A 14,320-nucleotide genomic window follows, 5' to 3' on the forward strand; every position below is an offset into this window, starting at 1 on the left:
CTCTCGAAAGATGTGGCCAAGTGGCTCGAGAAAAACGGCGTGAAGACGAAATAATGTATATTCCTTGATATGCCTATTTCCGCCAAAATCCGTATGCCGCTTGATATCGCGATGACGGTCGCGACGCTCGTGCTGATGGGCGGCAATTACTTCTTTGAATCGACTGCCGTTCACGAGATTCTGGGCGTGGTGCTGCTTGTTCTGTGGGCGGTGCACATCACGCTGAACCGGCGATTTTTCCTTTCGCTGTTCAAGGGCCGCTACAACGTATTCCGCATTTTGCAGGCGGTCGTGAATTGCGGAATCCTTTTGTGCGCGATTTTCTTGATGGTGAGCGGAATCATGCTTTCGAACCATGTGTTCGCTTGTCTCGGGATTGAATCGGGCGCAAACTTCGCCCGCACGGCGCACCTGCTTGCAAGCCACTGGTATTACGTGTTCATGTCGCTCCACATCGGGCTGCATGTGAGCCTGATTGCAAACCGCTTGGGACTTGCGGGCGCATTCAAGTCAAAGGCGGCGCTTATCGCAACCCGCGTGGTTGCTGCTCTCGTGGCGGGCTACGGAATTTACGCCTTCGTTATTCGCGGGCTTTGGAAATACATGTTCCTGCAGCAGCCGTTTTTCTTCTTTGACGCGGAACGCGGCTACGCCCTCTTTTTCGCGGACTATATCGCCATCATTGTGCTGTTTGCCGTCGCGGTGCATTATGTGGCGAAACTCATGAAGGCGTAGATTTGTACATTATTAGTACAATGAAGCGTATTAAACAAAATATTCTGTCGATGATTGCAGTCGCGTTGTTCGCGATTCTTTCTGCTATTGTCGAGGGTTCTTTTGTTTACGATTACGGCGCTGAACTTGGTCAGGTTGCAGAAAGTGAGAAAGTTTTCACTGCTCACGATTTTGCTGATAATCCGTTATACCTGTCTCGAGAATCAACAGCTGATGCTATACTGCTTACGCGCAGGTCGGGCCAGCAGGTGTCCTTGCGTGCATCGCGCGGCAACGGCCTTCAAGGCTATGGCGGACGCAGTTCGGCAACGTCCAAACAGGCTACACCGTTTGCGACTAAAATCGCGCGGTCAACTATTTGCATCCATTGCGGCTTCCCTTTACCGCTAGTTTATCAAAAACCTAAAGAATATTACGTTTACACGCTAGAGCGAATGCTCTGTTAGCAAGTTCTTTCTCCAAGCCTTAAACACTAGTAAATGGCCGCGGCCCTTACCGGGTGCGCGACATCATTCATTTTAAAAAAGAGAAAGAACATGGAAAACATTTCCAAGATGGAGATGGCTAACGCCCTCTTCAATAAGCCCTATATCAAGACCGAAAAGAAGTTTTTCGGTTTCAAAACCAATGTCACCTACACTAAGACGAATTCACCCGTTGTGGGAATATGCCTAGAGTTTAGCCCCACGGAAGGGCAAAAAGTTCAGGCGATTGTCGAAGCGTCTTTGGAATCTCTGGATGCAATAATTCAAAGAGAAGGGCGCCCCAAAACAAGCGACAACGGAAACTTCCGCCTGAACCTTTGCTACTCGCAGGATCACGAATTTGTGGCACTGCACTTGCAGCAGTTTTCGGGATTTGAATACCATACACTAGGTGAAATCCGATTTGCCGAAGGTGACGGTGCGCGTAAACTTCTCGCCGTTTTCGTGAAATAGACTGATGCATCGTCAAAAAGGCTCCCTCGGAAAAACGAGGGGGCTTTTAATTCAATTTTTCATTACTTCGTGGCTAAAGTCTCGTTCAGGCTGCCGCTGCGGAAGCCCTGCAGGTCTAGCGAGATGTAGGTAAATCCGATTTTCTTGAAGGCTGCGAGAATCTGGTCGCGCTTTTCTAGAACCTTGTCGAAATCTTCCGGCAACACCTCGATGCGTGCGAGGTTGCCATGCAGGCGCACGCGGAACTGCTTGAAGCCCAGTTCAAAAAGCAGTTGCTCCGCATTTGATACCATGGAAAGCTTTTCCCGGGAAATGGGTTCTCCGTAAGGGATGCGGCTTGCGAGGCAGGCGAAGGAAGGCTTGTCCCACGTAGGTAAATCCAGTTGGTGCGAAAGTTCGCGGATGTCCGCTTTTGTGAGTCCGCATTCCAGGAGGGGGCTCCTGATGCCTAGTTCCTGGAGGGCGCGCATTCCCGGGCGGTAGTCGTGAATGTCATCGGCATTGCTGCCTTCGCAGACGGTTGAAAATCCTGCGGCCTTTGCGCGTTCTGCAATTTTAGAAAACAGGTTGCGCTTGCAGAAGTAGCAACGTTCCCTGGAGTTTTCGGCAAAGCCTTCTACCTGCATTTCGTCAACTTCTATCAGCTGCTGCGGGATTCCGTGCAACTTGCAGAACTCTCGGGAAAATGCGATTTCGCGCTCGGGGACCATTCCCGCCTGGACGGTGTAGGCGACCATGTTGTCGCCCAGCGTGTCGTGGGCGACTTTTGCTAGGAATGTGGAATCTACGCCGGCAGAAAATGCGATGGCGACGCGGTTCATTTCGCGCAAGAGGTTTTTCAGTTTTTCAAACTTTTGACTCAAGCTTTCCATATAAAGGAAAATACAAAATTGCGGTTTGACAATTCACTTTTAGTGCAGTTTCTTCTCGACAGCTTTCTGGATTTCGCGAATGGGAACGCCAGCCTTGTCGGCACATGCTTTCAGGTCGTCAAATTCGGGCTTGATTTTTTCGATGTCGCCTAGGACGGACTTCTTGACGCGAACCTTGCCGAATTCTGTTTCGACTTCGAAGATGCTGCGGGCCATGCAGGTGCGTTCTACGGGGAAACGGCGCACGCCGACGGTCGATGTATGTAAGAAAATCGCTTTCTCTACGGCAGCCAGGTGCTCGCTGTCGGCGAGGGCGCACAGGAGAGTGCCCATGCGGTTTTTCTTCATGTAGCAGGGGATAAAATGGACGTCGCGGGCTCCCGCTTCGAAGAGTTTGTCCATGGCGTAGCCCAGTTCTTCGGGAGTGGAATCGTCGATGTTCGCTTCAATCTGGAAAACGTTGCAATCAAGAGCCGCGGAGCCTGTGGCACTGGATGTTGCGTCGCCGCCTTTGTCGTTTGCGCAGTCCTCAATGATTTGTGCCCGCAAGAAATTTGCTCGCCCGAAATCGCGCTTGCCGAGACCTATGCCCGATTTTAAAATCTTGTAACTTGCGGGGAGGCGTTCGCTTGTCCGGAGGGCCGCCACGATGCCCGCTCCCGTTGGGGTGACCATTTCACCTTTCGTTTCGGTGATGTGAAGCGCGATGCCCGCTGCTTCTGCAATGTGCGCTACCGCCGGAACGGGAATCGGCAACTGGCCATGTTGCGTTTCTACAAAGCCAGAACCTTCGTTGAGCCCTGTAACGATGCAGTTCTCTATACCAAGGTCATCTGCAAGGACGGCGACCGCCAAGATATCGACGATGGAATCGACGGCACCCACTTCGTGGAAATGGACTTCTTCTACGGGCACGCCGTGAGCCTTCGCCTCGGCTTCGGCGATGATGCGGAAAATCTTTTTTGCGGTTTCAAGGGCGCGGGGCGTGACTGCCCCTGCATTTGCTGCGCGGTCCAGAATCTCGTAAACCTCGGACAAGTGCCGATGTTCGTGATGATGGTGCCCGTGCTCATGGTGATGATGATGCTCTACATACCCTTCTTCGTGAGAATGCACGTGGTCAGCATCGTGACCGTGAACATGCACCGCAAAAGAAAGCCCCGCAATGCTGTAACTCTTTGAATTATCCACATGGACGTGGACGCCTTCTAGATTGAGCCCAGCAATCGCCGCATCCATTTTTTCGCGTGATGCGCCAAGTCCAAGAAGTGCGGCAACCGTCATATCGCCGCTGATACCGCAAGATCCATCAAGATAGAGATATTTCATCATTTTACCTTCAACATTCTAAATGCGGCGATGGCCGCCCCGAAACCGTTATCGATATTTACCACCGTCACGCCCTCGGCGCAGGTGTTGAGCATGGTGAGCAGTGCGCTGATTCCACCGAAGGATGCCCCGTACCCGACTGATGTGGGCACGGCAATCACGGGCGCTTTCACGAGTCCGGCAATCACGCCGGGGAGCGCGCCTTCCATTCCGGCAACCGCGATAACCACCGAAGCCTTGCGGATGTCCTCCACCTTCGAAAGCAGGCGGTGCAGCCCCGCAATCCCCACGTCGTACTGGCGCACGACCTTCACGCCGTTAAATTCCAGCGTCTTGGCGGCTTCTTCGGCAATAGGCAGGTCCGCCGTTCCTGCGCAACATACGGCCACAGGCCCGAGTTTTGCAACCGTTTGTGCCGCCTTGCCGCCGGAACGCCCGCGCTTCTGCTTGGCAGGCGTTTCATCTGCTAGCGAAATCGTCCGGGAAAGTTCGTCGTAGCAGATTTTCTCGCCTGCATTTGCGATGAATTCCGCCTGTTCCTTGCTGCATTTGGTCCCTAATACGCGGCAGCCCTTGTCCCGGAACTTTCTAAGAATTTTCAGGAGCTGTTTCGAAGTCTTGCCTGCGCAATAAACGGCCTCGCTAGTGCCTGTGCGCGATTCGCGACTCACGTCCAGCTTGGCAAAACCGATGTCTTCAAAGGAATCTTTTGAAACAAACTTTTTCATACTTCTAATATATCGCTTAGAGTTGACTCTAAGGCAAATGAATTTTTCTAAAAATCAATAAGGTTTCCAGTTGTCTGCGTCTTTTTCTGCGCCGACTTGGAACTTGGAAGAAGGTGCCGCAAAATCGATGTCGTCGGCCGCGGGAGTTTCGGCTTTCGTCGCTGTGGTCTGCGCAGTCTCCGATTCTGTCGCGGGTGCAGTCGAGTCTCGCGGTGCGATGTTCGGGGCGTTTTCAGGGTGGACTTCTTTCAAGGCTCGCCCCTTGTAACGCCTGGCTGCCAGGAGACCCGCTTCGAAGAGCAGGTACGTCGGGACTCCGAGTAACAGTTGGCTAACAACATCGGGGGGAGTGAGGAGGGCCGCCAGTACAAGGATTGCCACCACCACGTAGGGGCGCTTGCTGCAGACGGTCTCGTAATTCACGATGCCCGCACGGATTAACGCGTAGGTCACCAGCGGGAACTGGAACATGCATCCGAACGCAAGGGAAAGCCAGAGCGCGAGTGTTACCAGGTTAGAAACGCCAAATACGGGCTGCAGGGTCGTGCTTGCAAAGCTCATGCCGAACTGCACAATCAGCGGGAAGCAGACGACAAGGCAGAACGCAACGCCCGCGATGAACAGGAGCGATGTCAGGCAAACGATGGAGCGGATAAAGCGTTTTTCATTGTCGTATAGGGCGGGGAGCACGAACTGCCACATGTTCCAGGCGATGTAGGGCGAAAACAGCACGCAGTCCAGCAGTGCAGAAATCTTGAGCTGCAGCAGGAACACTTCCATCGGGGAAAAGTAATGGAGCGTGACGCCGCCCTGCAGGGCGATTTGCTTACAGAACCAGTCCAGAACGTAGGGCGAAACAAGGAACAGGGGCACGATGCCGATGGCAAGGGCGACAATAGAACGCAAAAGCGCCCGTCGGAGCGCTTCCAAATGCGAAATCAGCGTAGCCTCTTGATCCTGCTTGGTAGTCATAGTGATTAGTGGTTGGTGGTTAGTGATTAGGATTTATAATCGCGGCGAAGCCGCCCTGCATACTAACCACTGTTTACTGCTTACTTTTCTCGGCGGCTTTTTCTACCGTCTTCTGCAGGTCTTCGGCTTCTTCCTTCAGGGCGTCTTTCGCCTTCTTGTACTCGTTCTGGGCGCGTCCCAGGGAACGTGCGAGTTCAGGAATGCGCTTTGCCCCGAACAAAAGGAGCACCACGACCACAATCAGGATTATTTCTGGAATTCCAAGGGACATATTTTACCTGCCTTTTCCTAGAAATATAACACAATCCGCGACGGTGACGAGAATTTATCTACGGTGCCGTCGCGAACTAGGCTACAGTTCGATAATCCTGTATTTGCGGTTACCCATCTTCAGTTTTTCCATGGCGGGGAGCTGGTGCAGGCCTTCGCGGGTCTCGATGCGTTCCTTGAGGTCGTGAAGTTCCTTGGGAGGGAGCTTGTAGACCATGTCAACGCTGGCCTGGTCCACCGCCACGATGTCTGTGGAGGCGAGAATACCGATATCGCGGCACTTGGGTTCCGCTGCAGAAAGCCCCGCGCAGTCGCAGTCCACGGACATGCGGCGTAGCACATTGATAAAGCAGATGTGACCCTTGAAAAAGTCGCAGGTGGCCTTTGCGGAATCGGCCATGGTTTCCATGAACAGGGCTCCGCTGGTTTTCCAGCCTGCCGTGCCGCCCGGTTCCATCTTGGTGGGGCCGCCCTTCACGTATTCGTGAATCATCTTCTTGCCCAGGCGTCCGCCCGCGCAACCGATGGCGATGTTCTTCATGGAGCCGCCGAAACCGCCCATGGCGTGGCCCTTGAAATGCGTCAGCACAATCATGGAATCGTAATTCTTGATGTGTGCGCCCATGGACATTTCCTTGAAAATGAGGCCGTCTTTTACGGGGAGCATCACTTCGCCGTCTTCGTCCATGATGTCCACATCGCAGAAGGTCCAGCCGTTCACCTTGAGGGTTTCGCGGTGCTGTTCGGTAGTATATCGGTCGCCTTCGTACCAGGTGTTGGTCTCCACAATCTTGGAGTTGGGAACCTGTGCCTGGAATTCCTTGACCCATTCGCGGGGCAGAATATTGGGGCCGTTCTTTTCGCCGGTGTGGAGCTTGATGGCCACGCGTCCGGTGATGCCCTCGTTGATTTTCTTGTACAACTTGATGAGGCCTGCGGCACTCAGGTCCTTGGTAAAATAGACGTTGGAAACGTCCTTTCCGGGTTCCTTCTGTTCCATGGATTTCCCTTTCGCGAAAGCGGGTGTGAATACGGCAGAAGCCAGAGCTGCTGCGCCTGCGGTTTTTAGAAAGTCTCTTCTATCCATAAGTTTAGTGGTTAGTGGTTGGTGGTTAGTGATTAGGCCGTGGTTCGGACCGAAGGTCAGTGATTTGAGTGAGCCTCGGCCTTGGCGAGGGATTGGGCCTTGTACTTGCGTGCGATAATCATCACTGCCCATACGGACGTGATAAATGCCGACATGGCAACACCCACCGTGGACATTTCCCGCACCATCTCGGAAACACCTTCGGGGCTTGTGGCTGCGGTAAAGAATGGATAGCTCCACATGAGTTCTCCGTTCATGACATGGTCGATAATCAGGACGCCTGTTACGAGCCAGAGCATACGGGCGAGCAGGCGCAGGCTTTTATAGAAGGGCTGCGGAGCGCCAGAAACCTCGTCTTCAAGGTTCCTGGATTCACTTTTAGACTTGTCGGTCTGCTGCAACACGAGGGTTGCGATGGTGGTGACGACCGCTTCGGCCATGGGCACGACAAAACAGCACATAAAATCTCCTTTTGAAAATGTTCTATAAGAAATATAACACCTAGAGTTTACTCTAGGTGATGAGTTTTTGTGAAAAAAGTTGAAAAATATTATTTAGAGTTAACTCTAACTCTATCGTTTGGGCGAAAATATTTATATTTTGTAAACATGACTTACTCTATAGGCGATGTCGTCAAGAAGACAGGGCTTTCGGCCTATACCCTGCGCTACTATGAAAAAGAGGGCCTGCTTCCCTTTGTCAAGAAGAACGCCTCGGGCGTGCGGGCCTACAGCGACGAAGATCTTCGCTGGCTTACCATGATTGAATGCCTCAAGGATTCGGGATTACAAATCAAGGAAATCCGCCAGTACATCGAGTGGTTCAACGAGGGCGATTCTACGCTTTCTCAAAGGCTGTCCCTTTTTGAAAACCGCCGCAAGATTCTTGAAAAGGAAATGGCCCGCCTTACGGTGGTCATGAACAAGATTCGCTACAAGGTACTCCTGTATCGGGAAGCCGTTCGGGTGGGCAACCTGGATGTCGCCACCAACGAAAGGCGGTTCCAACATCTGAAGAAAAGGTTGTTCGAGTCCCCGGACGATTTTGACAAGGTAACAGGCTAGACGTGAAAAAATTAATGAAGAAAAAGAAAAATATGATTATCGCACTTTCGACCCTTTTTATTCTGGGAACCGTTGGCGTGCTATTCCTGAACCAGGCAAAATTTGGGCGTATTCCTCAAGGCGATCGTCTTGAACGCATCAAGCAGTCACCGCATTACGATGGTCAAAAGTTCGTGAATGACGAAAAGACCGTCATGATGACAGGCGATAAGAACTTGTTTGAAACGACGCTTGAATTCTTGTTCGGCAAAAGATCGCAAACCGTTCCCGATACAGCGCTAACAGTCGTCAAGACGGATTTGAAAATGCTCCCTGCCGATAAGGATTGGATTGTCTGGTTCGGACACTCTTCGTATTTGATGAACTTATCTGGGAAGAAGATTCTTGTGGATCCCGTATTTTATCAGGGTTCGCCAGTAAGCTTTGTGAACAAGATGTTCAAGGGAACCGACGTTTACAAGCCTGTTGACATGCCGGATATCGATTGCCTGGTTATTTCGCACGATCATTGGGATCATCTGGATTATCAGGCCGTGAAGGAACTCGAACCGCGCGTAAAGCGTGTGGTGACGGGGCTTGGTGTGGGTGAACATTTTGAATACTGGGGATATCCCGTTGAAAAACTTACGGAACTCGACTGGTGGGATTCCGCCGACTTGGGCGAAGGCTTTAACGTGACGGCGACTCCGGCAAGGCATTTTTCGGGCCGTGATCTGCACCAGAACAAGACTCTGTGGGCGTCTTTCGCGTTCAAGTCCCCAAAACGCACCGTTTGGATTGGTGGCGATACGGGGTACGGTCCGCACTTCGAGAAAATCGGAAAGAAATTTACCGACATCGATTTGGCGATTCTTGAAAACGGGCAGTATAACAAGGACTGGTCGCTCATCCACACCATGCCGGAATACCTGGGCAAGGAAATGGTGGAACTCGGTGCGAACCGCTACATGACTGTTCACCATTCCAAGTTCTGCTTGAGCAAGCATTCATACATGGAACCGCTGGAAAACGCGAAACGGGCTGCCCAGGAATCGGGCAAGCCCGTATTGATGCCGAAAATAGGCGAAGTCGTGTACTTGGAGTAAGCGAAATCGTTGGCGCGATTCAGAAGCAAAGCGAATGATGCGCCATGTGATGCTACAACTTATTTTTTTTCTTCAAACGGAACTAAGGAAACGCTGCTAGGTAAATCATTGCTCCCGATACCTGTAAAAAAATATTCATTTCAATAAAAAGGTAAGCCCTCTTTTTTAATTATGGCTGAAAATACAGGTTTTACGGGCGATAAAAACCCAAATTTATTCTTTTTTATCGCGGAAAGCCTTAGGCGTCATCCCAGTCATGCGTCTGAAAAATTTCCCGAACAGGCTTGCATCAATAAAGTTTAGCTCGTTAGAAATTTCTTGAATGTTCTTTTGTGACGATTGTAAAAGGACTTTCGCGTCTAGGGCGATAAATTCGTCAATCCATTGTTTTGCGCCTTTGCCACTCAGTTCTTCAACAACGGTAGAAAGGTATTTAGGGGTGACGCAAAGTTCATAGGCGTAATACTTGACGCTGTGTTCTTTACGGTGACGCTCTTCGACTTTTTGTAAGAAAGCGTTGAATAATGCATTCTTGCGGCTAGATCCCTGTGATTCAACGCTTCTTTCTGTTAAAATTTCAGTGCATTCAAAGGCTATGGATAGCACAAGGTTTTTAATGATTTGATAGTGGTAACGATTGTCTTTTGTAACTTTTATTTTTTCTTGCAGGTGCCTGAAGGATTTTTTTAATTGCTCAAAATCTTCACCATCTCTTTGTTGGAACGGAGCTTGCTTTGCATACTGAATAAATTGTAAACTGTCTTTGATTTGGGACATTAAGTCGTTCATCATGTCTATGGAACATGCAATGCATAACGGTTTTAAGTCGTCGCTTGTGTGAATGACATGGATGGTTTGGCCTGGAAATACTACAAAAACGCACCCCTTTTTCAACTCGTATGTTGTTGTATTCACTTCAATTGTACTGTTACCTCTTTCGATTAAGAAAAAGATAATGCCTTGCAGATAAAAATAACCGGAGGTTTCTAATCCTTCAATGTTATCAAAAAAGACAATTTTCCCTGGAATAGTATTGGACTGCTTTAAGAAGTCTAATAGGGAAATATCGACTTTTCTTATGTTATTTTCGTTTATGGATTTTCTTTTCATAAAATTATAAAACGACTATTTGGAAATTTTCATTGTTAAAATTACCTTAAAATTTCCTAAATAGTTGTAAAAATCTACAAATAATCGTCAAAATTCCTGTTTTTGAGGGAATTTTGATCTAAATCTCTTTTGCAGGTCTGGTTATCGCACTTTACGATGCGTCGATGTCGGCGTTAATATGCAGATCGTAGCCGGGGTAGGCTTCGCCGATTTCCTTGTAAAGGATGTCGAGGCCTTCCTGCGGCTTGATTTCAAAATTCATGACTACGTCGAAACGGATTGCCTTTTCTTCGAAGTTTACGTAAAAGCCGTGGAGCTGCAAAGCCCATTCATGTGCTTTTACAAGCTTCAAAATGTTGCTGCGGATTTCGGCAGATTTGTCGTTCTTGGTGTTGTATGAATAAACGCCCACGCCCGTCAGAAGTACGCCGGTTTCCTTGTGTACGCGTGCCTGCACCCTGCGGGTGAGTTCGTCGAGTTCTTCGACGGTCATGGTGTCGGGGAGTTCCAGGTGCACGGAACCGAGGAACTTGTCCGGGCCGTAATTGTTGAGAATGACATCGTAGGCGCCGTGGACTTGCGGTTCTTCGGTGAGCAACTTCTTGATTTTCTTGACCAGGTCGCCGTCGGCGCGCTTGCCCAGAATGTCGTCCAGGGTTTCGATGAGCATGCCGATGCCCGACTTGATGATGAATCCGGAAATCACGAGACCCACGTAGGCTTCAAGGGAAATTTCCGTGAGAACGAAGACGATGGCCGAGGCCAGCACCGAAAGGGAGAGGATGGCGTCGAACAGCGCGTCTGCGCCCGATGCCACGAGAGCGCCCGAGTTCACGCGTTCGCCCTGGCTTTTCACAAATTTGCCGAGCACGAGTTTCACCACCACCGCCGAGGCGATAATCACCAGCGAAACCGTGGAGTAGTCCGCTGCTTCGGGGTGAATGATTTTCTTGACGGATTCCACTGCCGAAGTTCCGCCGGCGTAGAGCACGATTGCCGCGACCACCATGGCGCTCAGGTATTCGATTCGCCCGTAGCCGAGCGGATGTTTTTTGTCGGGCAACTTGTTTGAAAGCTTTGCGCCCACAATCGTAATGACCGAGGAGAGTGCATCGGAAAGGTTGTTCACCGCGTCGAGTGTCACGGCAATAGAGTTGGTCGCAAAGCCGACGAATGCCTTGAACGCCGACAGCACGATGTTTGCTGCAATGCCGATGATGCTTGTTCGGACAATGACCTTTTGGCGGTTTTCCGTTTCGTTCATAATGATTCCTGTTTTACTCGACTTTCTTCAATACCCTGCACGGATTTCCGACGGCAACGACGCCTGCGGGGATGTCGCGGGTCACGACGCTGCCCGCCCCGATGACGCTCCCTTCGCCGATGGTAACGCCCGCGCAGATGGTGACGTTGCCTGCAATCCAGCAGTTATTCCCGATGGTGATGGGCTTCGCGTATTCGTTGTCTGTAAGTGTTCCGTCGGGTTTCTTGAACATGTTGCGTTCCTGCCAGCGGAGCGGATGCAGGGGAGTGTAGATGGCAACATTCGGGCCGAAAAAGACGTTCTTGCCGATGGTGACCGGTGCGCAGTCGAGAACGGTGAAGTTGAAGTTCGCGTAGGTGTTTTCGCCGATTTGCGTATTCACGCCGTAGTCGAAGAAAATTGGGCCCTGCAGGTACACGCCTGGCTCGCGCTTTACAAACAGTTTGTCCAAGATGCTTTCGCGCTCGTCGTCCGTCTCGTCGAGGTTGTTGTACTGGCGGCACAGGGAATGCGCGGTCTGGCGCAGTCTTACGAGTTCAGCGTCGGAGGGGTCGTAAAGCTCGCCCGCGAGCATCTTTTCTTTTTCGGTCATGCTTTAACTCTTAGCGGATAAAGTTCGTGAACACCTTCTTCTCGGCGACAGGCTGCGAAACGCCCGCCTGCTTGCCTGCTTCGATGCTCTTAAGGAGCCATGCCATGTTGCGACCGAGTTCACGCATGATCTGCACGCCTTCTTCGTCCTTGAGCACATCTTCGGGGCTGGAACCGTGGACCATGTTCCAGTAGCGCGATGCCACGAGGGGTTGCTGCGCGAATGCGGGGTACTTGTTCAGCGCGTCGAGAGTGGCGCTGGTGCCTGCGCGGCGTGCCGATGCGACCGTGGCGGCGGGCTTGAAAAGGAGTTCCGCTTCGGCGAGGCCGTAGAGCCTGTCGAGGAACATCAGCATTTCGCCGCTGGGGGAGGCGTAGTAGACCGGCGAGCCGTAGACCACGGCGTCGGCGGATTTCAAGATTTCCTTGGCTTCGTGGACAACGGCATCCGTTTCGCCCTTGAGCACGCGGCCCCCGACAAAGAAAATTTCGGTTTCGATGCCCGCGGCGTTGAGCTCGCCCGCGACAATGTTCAGGGCGGTGTAGGTGCAGCCCTTTTCGCGACGGCTGCCATTAAACAAGACAACTTTCATGATAAACTCCGGTGTTAGATTCGGAAACGGTCGATTTCTTCTTTTGTCAACTCACTCATCGGTTTCCCGACTTTTTCTGCGTAACGCGACAATTCCAGCAGGTTGACATGCATTGAAGGCGCGTCCTTGTATGGGTCAGGAACCGCCTTGTAGGCTTCCATGGATTCCGCGAGGATTACGGGTCCTTTAGTTCCATTCATAGGTGTATGTCTCCAATAGTTGTTTTGCCGCTTTTTCGTTCACGAAAAATTGGTATTCGTGCAAAGCGCCCAGGAATACTGCGCCTAGTATTTCAATATAGTGTTTTAAGAGCTTTTTGTTAAGGGCAAAACCGTGAATAGCGCCCTCATAGCCCCATTGGATGGATTTATCCGCCGCGATTGCAAAAAGATGCCCGCCAACCCCAGTGTATTTTTGCGATCCGTTCAGAAGTTTGTTGTTATGGGGAGCCGTACATGCCCAGTGAATATAGGCAGCGATGGAATTTTTGTCGTTTTTTACCCCGACAAGTCCCTGGATTTCGTTGTTTTCTTTCAGGGCGAGGGCGAAAACCTCGACATTATTGGGAATATCAATCCAGTTGATTCCCCATCCGTTCTTTTCGTTGAATTTCTTGAGAAAAGAGCGGCTTTCTATCTTGAAGACCACTGTTTCCTTGATTTCCCCGGTTTCGGTATCCTTGAGGCAGGGAACAATTTCGTCAAGCCAAATGCCGACACCACCAATTTTTACATCATTCATATTTACCTCCGACCGCCTACATGCGAAAAAGGCGGCTGTTTTAGTGTGCCCTGCAAATATAAAATTCTTCAATGTCAGAATATGACGCTTTTAGATTTTGCGGGAAATTTTTATTTGAAACTGGTCGAAATTGACGCAAAAACTGCAAATCAATTATTGATAGGTAAATTGAAATTTTGAAATCACAAAATGTGATTTCAAGTTGGGTTTGGGGATGGTTTTCGTGGAAAAGATGAGTACTAGCCAAATTAGGCATAAAAATGTTATATTGCCATTAAGCAATATGATGTACCCCTTCATGACATTAGACGATAATGCTGAAATTGTCCATTCCGAAATGGGCAAGGATGGCCGTGTCAAGGTGTACATTGAAAAACCCGATGCAAAAAACGGTTTTCATCGGGCAACATGCTATTTACCCACTTATACTTGGGAAGATATATTCGGTTTTTCAGATGAGGAAATCGATCGCTATAAGAAGGTGATTGAATCAACGGCTCATTTGATAATGGAATTTTCTCAGAAAGGTGGGTTTAGCAATGCCGCTCAGAATGTTGAAAACGGCATGGATGCTCTATGGGTTTCTGATAAGTGGAACAATGAAAAGAATGAAGAAATACTAAAAGAGCATCTGCGAACGCCTTACAAGGGAAATGTCCCTTAATTCGTGAGTCGCTGAATCACAAATTACGGAAAATGGGCGTTCTCGCACATCTTTTCAATTTCATCGAAAAAACGTTTGGTGGCATCGGCATTTGCCTTGCGGGCGTCTTCGGCAGCTTCCCTCATAATTTGGGCAAGCATTTCATCGGTCGGATCTTCCAAGTCCGTCAATCTATAAGAATCAATGCTTTTTGTCGTTGTCATAGGGACTCCTTGGTGCCTTATCGCAGATAATATACATATTTCTGTGCAAAAGCGCAAGTTTAGGGTGGTTTGGC

At 50.3% G+C, this 14,320-nt stretch carries 20 protein-coding genes; 6 read left to right on the top strand and 14 right to left on the bottom strand.

All coding sequences use genetic code 11. The annotated features are described in order from the left end of the window. The first annotated feature begins 69 nt into the window (after nucleotides 1–69). The 3 genes from Q0W37_RS10835 to Q0W37_RS10845 all read left to right on the top strand — a co-directional run bounded on the left by Q0W37_RS10835 (nucleotide 70) and on the right by Q0W37_RS10845 (nucleotide 1,673). On the top strand, nucleotides 70–735 hold the full coding sequence (locus Q0W37_RS10835; protein ID WP_297701495.1) for a DUF4405 domain-containing protein: 666 nt from the start codon (nucleotides 70–72) through the stop codon (nucleotides 733–735). Nucleotides 736–755: 20 nt separating this feature from the next. Next, nucleotides 756–1,181, top strand: coding sequence for a hypothetical protein (locus Q0W37_RS10840; protein WP_297701497.1), 426 nt, complete (start codon nucleotides 756–758; stop codon nucleotides 1,179–1,181). 90 nt (nucleotides 1,182–1,271) lie between these two features. Then, nucleotides 1,272–1,673 (top strand): hypothetical protein, encoded by a 402-nt coding sequence (locus Q0W37_RS10845; RefSeq protein ID WP_297701499.1) that lies wholly within the window; start codon nucleotides 1,272–1,274, stop codon nucleotides 1,671–1,673. 62 nt (nucleotides 1,674–1,735) lie between these two features. On the opposite strand, the gene larE is transcribed toward Q0W37_RS10845, so the two are convergent. The 7 genes from larE to Q0W37_RS10880 all read right to left on the bottom strand — a co-directional run bounded on the left by larE (nucleotide 1,736) and on the right by Q0W37_RS10880 (nucleotide 7,392). Continuing rightward, nucleotides 1,736–2,545, bottom strand: a complete 810-nt coding sequence (larE, locus tag Q0W37_RS10850) for an ATP-dependent sacrificial sulfur transferase LarE (RefSeq protein ID WP_367186271.1) — start codon at nucleotides 2,543–2,545, stop codon at nucleotides 1,736–1,738. A gap of 39 nt (nucleotides 2,546–2,584) precedes the next feature. After that, nucleotides 2,585–3,877 (bottom strand): nickel pincer cofactor biosynthesis protein LarC, encoded by a 1,293-nt coding sequence (gene larC / locus Q0W37_RS10855; RefSeq protein WP_297701503.1) that lies wholly within the window; start codon nucleotides 3,875–3,877, stop codon nucleotides 2,585–2,587. Continuing rightward, a complete protein-coding gene (gene larB, locus Q0W37_RS10860) occupies nucleotides 3,874–4,602 on the bottom strand; it encodes a nickel pincer cofactor biosynthesis protein LarB (protein ID WP_297701505.1) in 729 nt (242 codons plus the stop codon). Before larB ends, larC begins: the two co-directional genes overlap by 4 nt. A 54-nt stretch (nucleotides 4,603–4,656) precedes the next feature. Further along, nucleotides 4,657–5,574: a twin-arginine translocase subunit TatC gene (gene tatC, locus Q0W37_RS10865; protein WP_297701508.1), complete on the bottom strand. Its 918-nt coding sequence runs from the start codon at nucleotides 5,572–5,574 to the stop codon at nucleotides 4,657–4,659. A 73-nt stretch (nucleotides 5,575–5,647) separates the two neighbouring features. Beyond that, nucleotides 5,648–5,845 carry a twin-arginine translocase TatA/TatE family subunit gene (gene tatA, locus Q0W37_RS10870; protein WP_297701510.1) on the bottom strand — a complete coding sequence of 66 codons (198 nt, stop codon included), beginning with the start codon at nucleotides 5,843–5,845 and terminating at the stop codon, nucleotides 5,648–5,650. 81 nt (nucleotides 5,846–5,926) lie between these two features. After that, on the bottom strand, nucleotides 5,927–6,931 hold the full coding sequence (locus Q0W37_RS10875) for a DUF362 domain-containing protein (protein WP_290728792.1): 1,005 nt from the start codon (nucleotides 6,929–6,931) through the stop codon (nucleotides 5,927–5,929). A gap of 56 nt (nucleotides 6,932–6,987) precedes the next feature. Continuing rightward, the gene (locus Q0W37_RS10880) at nucleotides 6,988–7,392 is read right to left on the bottom strand and encodes a hypothetical protein (protein ID WP_297701512.1); all 405 of its coding nucleotides are present in this window, start codon (nucleotides 7,390–7,392) and stop codon (nucleotides 6,988–6,990) included. A gap of 147 nt (nucleotides 7,393–7,539) precedes the next feature. Here Q0W37_RS10880 and Q0W37_RS10885 point away from each other — a divergent pair, with 147 nt between their 5' ends. Beyond that, nucleotides 7,540–7,995, top strand: coding sequence for a MerR family transcriptional regulator (locus Q0W37_RS10885; RefSeq protein WP_297701514.1), 456 nt, complete (start codon nucleotides 7,540–7,542; stop codon nucleotides 7,993–7,995). 14 nt (nucleotides 7,996–8,009) lie between these two features. Continuing rightward, the gene (locus Q0W37_RS10890; RefSeq protein ID WP_297701516.1) at nucleotides 8,010–9,080 is read left to right on the top strand and encodes an MBL fold metallo-hydrolase; all 1,071 of its coding nucleotides are present in this window, start codon (nucleotides 8,010–8,012) and stop codon (nucleotides 9,078–9,080) included. Nucleotides 9,081–9,293: 213 nt separating this feature from the next. On the opposite strand, the gene Q0W37_RS10895 is transcribed toward Q0W37_RS10890, so the two are convergent. The 6 genes from Q0W37_RS10895 to Q0W37_RS10920 all read right to left on the bottom strand — a co-directional run bounded on the left by Q0W37_RS10895 (nucleotide 9,294) and on the right by Q0W37_RS10920 (nucleotide 13,379). After that, nucleotides 9,294–10,190, bottom strand: a complete 897-nt coding sequence (locus Q0W37_RS10895) for an AraC family transcriptional regulator (protein ID WP_297701518.1) — start codon at nucleotides 10,188–10,190, stop codon at nucleotides 9,294–9,296. A gap of 151 nt (nucleotides 10,191–10,341) precedes the next feature. Further along, on the bottom strand, nucleotides 10,342–11,454 hold the full coding sequence (locus tag Q0W37_RS10900; protein ID WP_297701520.1) for a cation diffusion facilitator family transporter: 1,113 nt from the start codon (nucleotides 11,452–11,454) through the stop codon (nucleotides 10,342–10,344). Between the two features lie 13 nt (nucleotides 11,455–11,467). Continuing rightward, nucleotides 11,468–12,046 (bottom strand): sugar O-acetyltransferase, encoded by a 579-nt coding sequence (locus Q0W37_RS10905; RefSeq protein ID WP_297701522.1) that lies wholly within the window; start codon nucleotides 12,044–12,046, stop codon nucleotides 11,468–11,470. A gap of 10 nt (nucleotides 12,047–12,056) precedes the next feature. Further along, a complete protein-coding gene (locus tag Q0W37_RS10910; RefSeq protein WP_297701524.1) occupies nucleotides 12,057–12,638 on the bottom strand; it encodes a flavodoxin family protein in 582 nt (193 codons plus the stop codon). A gap of 14 nt (nucleotides 12,639–12,652) precedes the next feature. Further along, nucleotides 12,653–12,838 carry a hypothetical protein gene (locus tag Q0W37_RS10915; RefSeq protein WP_297701526.1) on the bottom strand — a complete coding sequence of 62 codons (186 nt, stop codon included), beginning with the start codon at nucleotides 12,836–12,838 and terminating at the stop codon, nucleotides 12,653–12,655. Then, nucleotides 12,825–13,379 carry a hypothetical protein gene (locus tag Q0W37_RS10920; RefSeq protein ID WP_297701528.1) on the bottom strand — a complete coding sequence of 185 codons (555 nt, stop codon included), beginning with the start codon at nucleotides 13,377–13,379 and terminating at the stop codon, nucleotides 12,825–12,827. Before Q0W37_RS10920 ends, Q0W37_RS10915 begins: the two co-directional genes overlap by 14 nt. Nucleotides 13,380–13,602: 223 nt before the next feature. Here Q0W37_RS10920 and Q0W37_RS10925 point away from each other — a divergent pair, with 223 nt between their 5' ends. Next, the gene (locus Q0W37_RS10925) at nucleotides 13,603–14,043 is read left to right on the top strand and encodes a hypothetical protein (protein ID WP_297701530.1); all 441 of its coding nucleotides are present in this window, start codon (nucleotides 13,603–13,605) and stop codon (nucleotides 14,041–14,043) included. 23 nt (nucleotides 14,044–14,066) lie between these two features. Here Q0W37_RS10925 and Q0W37_RS10930 read toward each other — a convergent pair whose 3' ends face one another. Continuing rightward, a complete protein-coding gene (locus Q0W37_RS10930) occupies nucleotides 14,067–14,246 on the bottom strand; it encodes a hypothetical protein (protein ID WP_297701532.1) in 180 nt (59 codons plus the stop codon). Nucleotides 14,247–14,320: the final 74 nt, after the last annotated feature.

The organism is uncultured Fibrobacter sp. (assembly GCF_947166265.1).
Lineage (GTDB): Bacteria > Fibrobacterota > Fibrobacteria > Fibrobacterales > Fibrobacteraceae > Fibrobacter.